Here is a 301-nt window from a genome sequence, read left to right as displayed (position 1 = left end):
CGCACCATATGCACCCTTAGCTCAGCTGGATAGAGCGTTAGACTACGAATCTAAAGGCCGGGAGTTCGAATCTCTCAGGGTGCACCATTTTAACGGGAAGTAGCTCAGCTTGGTAGAGCACTTGGTTTGGGACCAAGGGGTCGCAGGTTCGAATCCTGTCTTCCCGACCATTTATTTTTTTGGTCTTTGAAAACTGAACGATGAGGCAAAAAAAGTTTTACAATTTTTGAATGAAGCGCAAGCTTCGTCAATTTAAGAGCTATATCAAATTCTTTGGAGAGTTTGATCCTGGCTCAGGACG

2 tRNA genes are annotated in these 301 nt (G+C 44.9%); both read left to right on the top strand.

Annotated elements, in window-relative coordinates:
* The first annotated feature begins 10 nt into the window (after positions 1 to 10).
* Positions 11 to 87: transfer RNA gene (locus tag KNO73_RS14930), tRNA-Arg, on the top strand.
* A 6-nt stretch (positions 88 to 93) separates the two neighbouring features.
* A tRNA-Pro gene (locus KNO73_RS14925) sits at positions 94 to 170 on the top strand.
* Positions 171 to 301: the final 131 nt, after the last annotated feature.

The organism is Exiguobacterium sp. s83, assembly GCF_018617095.1.
GTDB lineage: Bacteria > Bacillota > Bacilli > Exiguobacteriales > Exiguobacteriaceae > Exiguobacterium > Exiguobacterium profundum.
The sequence above is the reverse complement of the archived record's forward strand: the minus strand, read 5'-3'. Positions and strand labels throughout refer to the sequence as shown.